The organism is Flintibacter muris (assembly GCF_943192995.1).
GTDB lineage: Bacteria > Bacillota > Clostridia > Oscillospirales > Oscillospiraceae > Lawsonibacter > Lawsonibacter muris.
The window spans coordinates 1-8830 of record NZ_CALPCP010000072.1; the positions used below are offsets into that span (position 1 = coordinate 1).

Consider the following 8830-nt stretch of genomic DNA (forward strand, 5'->3'; position numbering starts at 1 on the left):
TTTTGAATAATATCCACTTGTCAAAGTCCAATGCCAGAGTTTCGCTGGCAGGATCAATCAGAATTCCGAGAGATCATTTTGTCCTTTTCCTTTTTCCAAATTGAATAAGCAGACCATAGAAATACGATACCCAGCGAGGCATACAGAGGGGCAAATGAAATATTTGCTTTCACGGCACTAACAACCGCAACAGCCAGCCAGACAATACCCAAAATCAATCGAAAATAAAAATGACGCATAAGATAACCTCCATTTCGTTTTGTGTGTAAGTTTCTGTTACAGTCATAGCATACTGCAAAAGCGACATTTCTTCCGCTTTGTCCATAATCGGTAGGTTTTTGTCCATGAAAAAACAGACCGCCAGCATGGACGCTCTGCTTTCCCGATAGATTGATTATGCCTTTACTGCTTCAAAAGATAATGTGACAACAGCGCAGAATATCTGATCGCTGTATTCTGTTTCGATAATCCCGTCATAGCGTTCAGCAGCGGCACGGACGCTTTGAAGTCCCCAGCCATGCAAAGTTTTATCTGCTTTGGAAGTCTGCAAACTTCCGTTCATTTCGGTAGGTGCAGCACTGCACCCGTTTTCCACCTTGATAACCAGCATATCATTTATGCGGCGGATTGTTAAATTGACAAACCGAAATCTATCTTCCTCATTTTCTATCGCTTCAAGGGCATTATCCAAAAGATTACCTAAAATCGCAACTAAGTCAACACTTTGTATATTGGTGCGGCGTGGAAATTCAATGTTTGTACCTACCTGTATATTTTGGGAAGCAGCAAGGGCAATCTTGCTGTTGATTAGATAGTCTACGGCTTCGTCGCCCACCCATGCTGTCTGTGTAATTTCCCGTATTGGAGAACGCAGATTTTCAATGTAATGGGCGGCTTCCGTTGTATGGTTCTTTAACAGATAGTGATACACTACATCAATATGATTTTGGAAGTCATGGAACAATTTTGCATTAGCAGCATAAACATTTTTAAGGGTCTGATAGTCATGCTCCAATAACGCATTTTTTTCTTTTTCAAGCAGCATGATCTTTTTTTCCATTTCATATTGGCGGTTAAGGTTGAAAAATAAGATTGCTACAAGAATTAGCATTGAGAAGATAATCCAAGTTGTCAGCCTATCGTCACTTATGGGTATGGTATTCTGCCCGGATAAAAGAACGGCTCCCAGCAAACCGGCTATTGCAACTCCGGCTATTACCCGTGGTGATAGATTTTCATTTCTTTTATGCGATTTCACAGTAAGAAAGGCAATTCCTAGCATAAAAAGCCGGACAATCCAAACTGCCGCTATATATCCATTTGACCGCATATCAAGAAAACGGTCTGATTGAAAGATAACCCCCAGCCCAGCCGATAGAATAAATTCCCACAAAGCAACCGCTATTTCATAAAAGAAAATGAGAAACAGGCTCACCCTGGGCTGTGCCGCGTATAGATAATATGCAATCAGTATTACAAAAATTATTTCTATACCCGTCAGATAAAATTGTTGAATGGGGAAACAGGACAGCACGGTAATAAAGGCTGCTGCACATACAGAAATGACGCTTGCTTTTTTTCTGTTTCCAGCTAATTGCTGCAATGTTATAACAAGATACAGCCCCAAAAATATCCGCAATCCATTTGTAAAAAAGAATGAAAGTATCTGATACCAAGTCATCATATATGCGCCCCCCAAAACCTGTTTATCTGTTTTTTTACTTCCTGCAAATGGGAACGGCTGATCGGAAGCGTTTCACCATTTTTGAAATATGCCATGCTGTCACTGATTTTCATAATCTGTATGATATTTACGATATAACCCCGGTCAATGAAAATAAATTCCTGTGCTTGCAGTTCATCAAAAATCTGCTGCAAACTTTTTCTAACTTTCGATATTCCCAAACGCGAACATATCATAGAATTTTTTCCACCGTCACGCTGGATATAGAAAATGTCTTTGTACGGTATTTTTTCCATGCGTCCGGCAGCTTGTATGATATACTCCCTGCCAACCTCTAATTCAATCAGTTTTGCAGCGTCTACCACAGCGGACACCAGACGATTACTTAGGTCGCTTTTTGGCACATAACGGAAAATAGAAAGCTCAAAAGCGTCAATCGCATATTCAATATGCGACGTGATAAAAATAATCTTTACATTTGGTAAATGAGGTTTGATCTTTTCAGATAATTCCATACCTGTTATTCCGGGCATTTCTATATCAAGCAAAATCAAATCATAGAAAAAATGGTCGTCTGTAATATCAAAAAGAAGATTGCTGCTTTGTGTATAGGTTGCAATCTCATAACCTATTCCGCAAGAGCGCAGACAGTCTTTCACAATATCCCCATGATATTTGACAGCTTCCTTATCGTCGTCACATATCGCTATCCGTACCAATGCGATCCCTCCGTTTCTTTCGACGTGCATCTATTGGTTTTTCAGTTCCTTTAGGTATAAGCCATACACGGCTGAGGTGAACAACACCATCAATTCTGTTTTCAGCACAAAGTTTCTGTACTCGGCGTTCAGATAATCTCCATTCCTTTGCAGCTTCTTGCACAGTCATATATTCAAACATAACAGACCTCCCTAAATCATATCTTTATTATAGACGGTCAAACGAATAATATCAACGCTATAATTATGAACAAATCAAGAGTTTCTGCTAAACTACCGGTTATACCGAAAGTCAGATTATCCCGAATACCTCAAAGAAAGCCAGCAACAGCGGCATTTCTTTGAGAAATATTCGGGATAACTTTTTGTGTCTGTCTAAGCTGTCAAATAGAATCCATATATGAAAAGCCGAAAAATTCGGGATAATTTTATGGTGTCCATAGAGGCATTTGCTGATAATCGTGTCAGCAGGGATTTCCCTGACTATACCAAAGGAGGCATCTGCCATGAATGAAAAGAAAGTAACCATCAACGAAATGATTGCCCGGATGGTTGCGGAAGCCAGGAGGCTCGGCTACAGTGAATCCAGCATATGGACAAACATCCAACCGGGACTGAGGGCCTTTGCAATCTACTACGGCAAAAAGGGCATCTCTCTACGATCCCGAAATCACAAGTGAATATGTAGGGTTCCAGAAGGAACGGCTGTCCAGAAATGAAATCTCAGACTATTACTACAGGAATATCCGCTCTGCCGCAAACCGCCTGAATGGGTTTTAACTGACAGGGACGCTCCATCTTAACATGCCGAAGCATGGATCGAAATATCTGCTCAGGGCGGAAAATGAACGGCTGATTGACCGTTTCCTGGATTACAGGAATTACGGTTCCAATACCCGTGACGATGTGGTATGGGTGGTCCGCAGGTATCTCCATCACTTTGAAGCCCTCGGCCATGAATCGTTAGAACATGTCTCTGTCGATGATGTGAGGGAGTTTATATTAAAAACCGCGGCAGAGGTCAGGACATCCAGCCTGCACAACATCCTTCTCTATCTTAAATATTTCCATATCTTCCTGAAAGAGACAGGGGTCCCGGCTCCGGACTGTGCCGGCCTGTTCTCCTATAAGGTCTAAGAGAAATGAAGTGGACCTGAATACCGGGGAGCTGCGTATCATTGAAACGAAGAAGCATAAAAGCCGCAACATCGTCATGTCGGATGAGATGAATTCCCTGGCAAAATCCTATGCGGCTGTCCGTGATGCGGCGTTTCCTGAAAGCGAATTTTTCTTCCCCTCGCCATCCGGCGGCCCCTACTCCGCCGGATGGATGCAGGGAAAGTTTAAGAGATTTTTTGCCTTATCGAAACCGGATGTTCCAAAAGACCTTCTTCCCTCAGTAAGAGTATACGATCTCAGGCACCGATTTGCCACTGCTGTTTTGAACTGGTGGCTTGACGAAAAGAAAGACCTCGGTTCCCGTCTGCCTTACTTACAGACATACATGGGACACAAGGATCTGGAAGCGACGGCTTATTACATCCATCTTCTCCCGGAAAATCTGATAAAATCGGCAGGGATTGACTGGGAAGGCATGAAGCACTTGATACCTAAATTGATGTAAAGACAAATGCGTTGTGTATGCCGCAGTTTTTGGAGAAGAATTGCAACAGTGCATTGTGTTTTCTCAATGATGGCAGTATAATGATTGAAAGGCCATAGGGCCGGGGCCGCTCCTGCTGTCAAAATCAGCTATAAACCGCTCTGGAAAACACTAATCGACAAGAACATGAGCAAGAAAGATTTACGGCTCCAGGCGCATTTGACAACGAACCATATCGCCAACATGGGCAAGGTGGAGCATATCTCCATGCCCACCCTTATCAAGATTTGCGAAACGCTGAATTGTGACATTTCCGATGTGATTGCGCTTGTGCCGGATGATGACCCATAAGAGGAAAAGAGCAACACGGTGAAAACAAGTTAGGTCATGTGCAAGTCGAGGGCATAAATTTTGAGAACTACACACTAATCACAAATTTCTATGGTATGCTACCCTTCGGAGGTGTCATTATGCAAAAGATTTTAGTTGTCGAGGATGACTTGGACATTCAAGAGCTTTTGAAGAACTTCTTGCAAGAGGTAGGATATGAGGTCAGTTTAGCCAGCGATGGTGTAGAAGCCCTTTCTGTATTTTCTGCTGCGCAATTTGATTTGGTGCTGCTTGATGTAATGCTCCCCAAAATTGATGGGTTTGCCGTTTGTGAATTTATAAGAAAACAATCCCAGGTTCCTATCATCATGCTTACTGCATTGAGCGGAGAGGAAGAACAAATCCGGGGACTGGATTTGCAAGTGGACGACTATATCACAAAGCCCTTTTCCATGCCAATTTTAATTCGGAAGATTGCCGCCGTCCTGCGGCGGAGCAGCGGGCCGCAAGAGGATGAACACAAAACGATTTCCTATCAAAACCTTGTTTTGGATTGCGACAATTACACGGCCACGGTAAACGGAACCGCTTATGAATTGACGCAACGGGAATTTGAAGTGTTGAAAGAACTGCTCACTAATCAAGGCCGTATTCTGACCCGGCAAAACCTTTTGGACAAACTGTGGCGGTATGACTTTTATGGGGATGAGCGTGTAGTTGATACGCACATCAAGAATTTGCGGAAGAAGTTGGGAATTGAATTTATCCAGACAATCCGAGGGGTGGGATATAAAATTGACAAAGAAAATTAAAAGCAGTTTATTTGCAAAAGTATTCCTAATTACTTCGGTTATGTTGCTGTGTATATCGCTGTTGGTGTTCGGAATGTTGGCCTGGCTAATGCCGCAGACCTATTCCAACAGACTGAACACAATTCTGGATAAACGGGCGCAGGACTTTATTTCTGAACTGGAACAAGTGCCTTTTTCAGATAGCGGCGGTTTGTTCGACCAATTTGTAGCGGATACGGAAATCAATTCAGTTGAGTTATACAACAGTGGCGGCGATTGGGTTGCATTACCCGCAAAAGAATTTAACAATGAATGGAACGGGAATATCGCACAAACGGCAGTCGCTGGCCCTGGTGAAACCTCTCCCGTTTTATCAAACCAATACTATTTTTCTTTTTCTGATTGCAGTGACCGCTATACTCTCGTTGTCTATGGTGAGGCAGAACAAATTTCGGAACTACAACAATCCTTTATCCGTGTTTTTCCGATTATCTTGCTATTAGTATTGGCGATTGCCCTTGTCATATCTTGGCTGTACTCTCGTATGATTACAAAGCCCGTACTGGAAATCAGCCGCATATCCGAAAAAATGTCTGACTTGCAGTTGGATTGGACGGTTGATGAACAACGGACTGATGAATTGGGAACGCTGGGGAAAAGCCTGAACAGGCTATCCCGCAATCTTTCATCCGCCCTGTCTGATTTGCAAAACGCAAACAGAAAACTTGAAGCTGATATTGAACATGAAAAGGAACTGGAACAGGCCCGTACAAATTTCTTTTCGGCGGTTTCACATGAGCTGAAAACACCTGTCACCATTATAAAGGGCCAGTTAGAGGGGATGCTGCTCGGCATCGGGGCCTACAAAGACCGTGAGAAATATTTGACACGATCGCTGGAAATTGCAAATACCCTTGAAACAATGGTGCAGGAGATATTGACAATCTCTCGATTGGAAACTGCGGGGCCAGATTTCAAAAAAGACTGTTTGGATTGTGTTCAAATTATCAAATCCTATATAAGTGAAACCGAAGATTTGATTGCGGGAAAGGACTTACAAATAGATCTCAATGCTCCACCATCTGCTCTTATAGCTGGAAACAAACTGCTGATGGAGAAAGTGTTTTCAAATCTGATAGGGAACGCAATCAAGTATTCCCCGCAGGGGGCCTCTATTTATATCTCTGTCCACATAGAACATGGGCAGATAGAATTTTCTGTTGAAAACACAGGCGCACATATCCCGGAAGAGAGTATTCCAAAATTATTTGATGCGTTTTATCGTGTGGAGCAATCCAGGAGCCGTAAAACAGGCGGGAGCGGGTTAGGGCTGTATATCGTGCAGGAGATACTACACCATCATGGAAGTGAATGTATGGTCTGCAATACACAGGACGGGGTAAAGTTTTCTTTTACAATCTGACAAATGCAGGAAAGCGGCGGGCGATTGCCCCGCCGCTTTTCAACTACACATAAATCACAAACTAATCCCAAACGTATCACAAAAAAGGGTGGTATTCTTTAGGTACACTCAAAGAAAGGATGGTGTTTATTCCAATGAACACAAAGAAACTACTTGCATTAGCCCTTGGAGGGGTAATGCTTGTGGGATGCTTGGCCGGGTGCAGTACCGCAGCGGCATCCCAAGGCGGAACCTCCCAGCTCGGAACGGCTTCCCCACCGATGACGGAGGCATCCGAGCAGACTATCGTTGCGGTTGCTGAAGGCAACGGTTCCCCCACCGAAATTTCCTATGAAGAACTGTTCAAACCCTATGCGCAGTTTGGCCTGACATACGATGCCAGCAAAAACGAACTGACATACAATGGGAAAGCGGTACGGTGGTTTGAGGACTACTATACCGTGGAGAACGGGATACAGGCCGGAAACGACTTTTTCAACGAGAATGGCGTGGTTGATGTATATGCTGTCCGTGACTTCACCAGCATTGTCCGCGCCGAAGATGGTTCTTTCGACCCCAGCGGAAAGCTGACTGGTGTAAAGGAGTTTTCGTCGGAAGAATTTGCCGCCCGTGACATTGAGGCAATCAAAAATCCGCCTCCCACCGTTGCCTTAACTGGTGATCCGCCCTCCGCAAAGGAACTTGAAGATATGGCAAAGGAATACGAGGCATTTGGCGTTACCTATGACATCAAAAATGACCAGTGGTATTTCAATGGTGAAAAGGTTCGGTTTTTCCGGGATGTGCTGACCTCTAATGGCGAGGGGTTGACCAGTGGAAAATTCAAAGGTTCAATGCGTGTTTTGGGGAGCGCAGACGGAACCGTTGACATTTATACAGTCCGTGACTTTGCCCACCCGGACACCTCCGGGAATGGAACACTGACTGGCATTGAGAAATATAGTCAAGCGGAATTTGACGAGCATACGCGACAGGATATCCAGTCCAGCTCTGGCTTTTGTACCGTAGAGTAAAAACTGCCGCACGACGGCAAAAGAAAAAAGCCGTCGTATGGTAGCTACTCATAAAACAGTATCAATCAACAAACTGAAATAGGGTAGCTGTCATACAGGGTGCAGGAAAAGACGAGTGAGAAGCGATTGCTTTTTACCCGTCTTTTTTCTGCCTGTTACGCAGTAGAAACGCGATTTTGACGATAAAGGTATAAAACCCTTAACTTGCCTTAAATGCGCTCTGAAAGCCGCATAAAATCAAGGGATTTTTATCTCTAAATGCGAACATACAACAATGAATTGAGAGCGCAAGCGGTCTATCCGATTGCGCTCTTGATTACCCCATAGCAAGGACAGGGAAAACCGTCAAGGACGCGAAGCGCGAAGTTTATCCTTGACGGCTTTCTCTGGCTTTGCTACTCGTTACCTGTCAAAACGGAATTGCAGGATAGCTTTGATAAGCTGTGTTTTCAAACGTTCTTGAATATCGTCGTTGATATGTCCCCGGTATTTTGACAGATACTTAATGCGTGGACTGTAATGCTGTAAAACAAGTTCAATCGCTTCTGGCTCTCCGGCAATCGCTTTTTCAATGACTTCAAAGGGTACCAATTTTTTGTTCCTCATCTTTTGACTTTAACCATTCCTTTCTTAACTGATTCAATGCTGCGTGCTTCCAGTAATTCGCTGTACTTCTGGAACGTCCATATTCATTCCCGATTTTTGTATCGGTATAGCCCAGAAAGAAATACATCAGCAAGACAGTACGCCGCTGTTCTGGAAGTTTGGAAAGAACATTTGCTAACCATTCACTTGCAACAATAATCTCCTGTCCTTTCACGACAAAGACAGTTGGCTTGTCATACTGCTCAAAGTAATTATCTGTTGTAAACGGTTCAAAGGACGTTTCGGACATCAGATAGTCAAGTGATACTTCGTGCTTCTGTTTCCGTCCAAAATCGCGGTATGCACTGATTGCCGCATTACGGAGAACAATCTTACAAAAAGCAGCAAAAGAATATTCGACACACTCCATGAATTGTTCAGAATACTTCATTGTTTCATCACCCCCTTTCTTCCCAGTAGGGGGCTACTACAACAAACGCCCATGCAGCACAGAGCTACATAGGCGTTTGAATAATGTGATTTATAAAAGTATGTATGATGTACTGATAGTTCATATTCATGGGCAGAAATTTCCGTTGTGTTGGTTAGGTAGTGTTCACATAAGGGGCAAAGTATGATACAATAGGAGAATGGAACTGAATAGAGAACAGTATGAAAAAAT

The 8830-nt window shown here is 43.4% G+C and carries 12 protein-coding genes and 1 pseudogene; 7 read left to right on the forward strand and 6 right to left on the reverse strand.

From position 1 onward, the window contains the following. Positions 1 to 53: 53 nt before the first annotated feature. From NFS22_RS22435 to NFS22_RS22450, 4 genes are all read right to left on the reverse strand, one after another. Positions 54 to 239: a hypothetical protein gene (locus tag NFS22_RS22435; RefSeq protein ID WP_251319885.1), complete on the reverse strand. Its 186-nt coding sequence runs from the start codon at positions 237 to 239 to the stop codon at positions 54 to 56. Between the two features lie 155 nt (positions 240 to 394). After that, complete coding sequence (locus NFS22_RS22440; protein WP_016289125.1) at positions 395 to 1684, reverse strand: sensor histidine kinase; 1290 nt, start codon at positions 1682 to 1684, stop codon at positions 395 to 397. Next, complete coding sequence (locus NFS22_RS22445; RefSeq protein ID WP_016289126.1) at positions 1681 to 2403, reverse strand: LytR/AlgR family response regulator transcription factor; 723 nt, start codon at positions 2401 to 2403, stop codon at positions 1681 to 1683. The genes NFS22_RS22440 and NFS22_RS22445 overlap by 4 nt, the downstream gene beginning before the upstream one ends. Further along, complete coding sequence (locus NFS22_RS22450) at positions 2381 to 2584, reverse strand: helix-turn-helix domain-containing protein (protein ID WP_016289127.1); 204 nt, start codon at positions 2582 to 2584, stop codon at positions 2381 to 2383. Before NFS22_RS22450 ends, NFS22_RS22445 begins: the two co-directional genes overlap by 23 nt. Positions 2585 to 2909: 325 nt before the next feature. On the opposite strand from NFS22_RS22450, the gene NFS22_RS22455 reads away from it, so the two are divergent. From NFS22_RS22455 to NFS22_RS22485, 7 genes and pseudogenes are all read left to right on the forward strand, one after another. After that, positions 2910 to 3083: a hypothetical protein gene (locus NFS22_RS22455; protein WP_016289128.1), complete on the forward strand. Its 174-nt coding sequence runs from the start codon at positions 2910 to 2912 to the stop codon at positions 3081 to 3083. A gap of 124 nt (positions 3084 to 3207) precedes the next feature. After that, complete coding sequence (locus NFS22_RS22460) at positions 3208 to 3540, forward strand: site-specific integrase (protein WP_016289129.1); 333 nt, start codon at positions 3208 to 3210, stop codon at positions 3538 to 3540. Between the two features lie 10 nt (positions 3541 to 3550). After that, on the forward strand, positions 3551 to 4027 hold the full coding sequence (locus tag NFS22_RS22465) for a tyrosine-type recombinase/integrase (protein ID WP_016289130.1): 477 nt from the start codon (positions 3551 to 3553) through the stop codon (positions 4025 to 4027). 84 nt (positions 4028 to 4111) lie between these two features. Further along, positions 4112 to 4348 (forward strand): annotated as a pseudogene (locus NFS22_RS22470) (helix-turn-helix domain-containing protein); the annotation flags it as partial. Between the two features lie 128 nt (positions 4349 to 4476). Further along, a complete protein-coding gene (locus NFS22_RS22475) occupies positions 4477 to 5148 on the forward strand; it encodes a response regulator transcription factor (RefSeq protein WP_251319887.1) in 672 nt (223 codons plus the stop codon). Then, positions 5132 to 6550 (forward strand): sensor histidine kinase, encoded by a 1419-nt coding sequence (locus NFS22_RS22480; protein WP_016289132.1) that lies wholly within the window; start codon positions 5132 to 5134, stop codon positions 6548 to 6550. Before NFS22_RS22475 ends, NFS22_RS22480 begins: the two co-directional genes overlap by 17 nt. Before the next feature lie 134 nt (positions 6551 to 6684). Further along, the gene (locus NFS22_RS22485) at positions 6685 to 7563 is read left to right on the forward strand and encodes a hypothetical protein (RefSeq protein WP_016289133.1); all 879 of its coding nucleotides are present in this window, start codon (positions 6685 to 6687) and stop codon (positions 7561 to 7563) included. A 402-nt stretch (positions 7564 to 7965) separates the two neighbouring features. On the opposite strand, the gene NFS22_RS22490 is transcribed toward NFS22_RS22485, so the two are convergent. Together NFS22_RS22490 and NFS22_RS22495 are read right to left on the reverse strand one after the other, a co-directional pair. After that, positions 7966 to 8169, reverse strand: coding sequence for a helix-turn-helix domain-containing protein (locus NFS22_RS22490; RefSeq protein ID WP_022745772.1), 204 nt, complete (start codon positions 8167 to 8169; stop codon positions 7966 to 7968). Further along, positions 8141 to 8599 (reverse strand): RNA polymerase sigma factor, encoded by a 459-nt coding sequence (locus NFS22_RS22495; RefSeq protein ID WP_016289134.1) that lies wholly within the window; start codon positions 8597 to 8599, stop codon positions 8141 to 8143. Before NFS22_RS22495 ends, NFS22_RS22490 begins: the two co-directional genes overlap by 29 nt. Between the last annotated feature and the right edge of the window lie 231 nt (positions 8600 to 8830).

Excerpts from the sequence above, each read along its gene's own strand:
- NFS22_RS22435 (WP_251319885.1), bottom strand. The coding sequence starts at position 239 with ATGCGTCATTTTTATTTTCGATTGATTTTGGGTATTGTCTGGCTGGCT.
- NFS22_RS22440 (WP_016289125.1), bottom strand. The coding sequence starts at position 1,684 with ATGATGACTTGGTATCAGATACTTTCATTCTTTTTTACAAATGGATTG.
- NFS22_RS22450 (WP_016289127.1), bottom strand. The coding sequence starts at position 2,584 with ATGTTTGAATATATGACTGTGCAAGAAGCTGCAAAGGAATGGAGATTA.
- NFS22_RS22455 (WP_016289128.1), top strand. The coding sequence starts at position 2,910 with ATGAATGAAAAGAAAGTAACCATCAACGAAATGATTGCCCGGATGGTT.
- NFS22_RS22460 (WP_016289129.1), top strand. The coding sequence starts at position 3,208 with ATGCCGAAGCATGGATCGAAATATCTGCTCAGGGCGGAAAATGAACGG.
- NFS22_RS22475 (WP_251319887.1), top strand. The coding sequence starts at position 4,477 with ATGCAAAAGATTTTAGTTGTCGAGGATGACTTGGACATTCAAGAGCTT.
- NFS22_RS22485 (WP_016289133.1), top strand. The coding sequence starts at position 6,685 with ATGAACACAAAGAAACTACTTGCATTAGCCCTTGGAGGGGTAATGCTT.
- NFS22_RS22490 (WP_022745772.1), bottom strand. The coding sequence starts at position 8,169 with ATGAGGAACAAAAAATTGGTACCCTTTGAAGTCATTGAAAAAGCGATT.
- NFS22_RS22495 (WP_016289134.1), bottom strand. The coding sequence starts at position 8,599 with ATGAAGTATTCTGAACAATTCATGGAGTGTGTCGAATATTCTTTTGCT.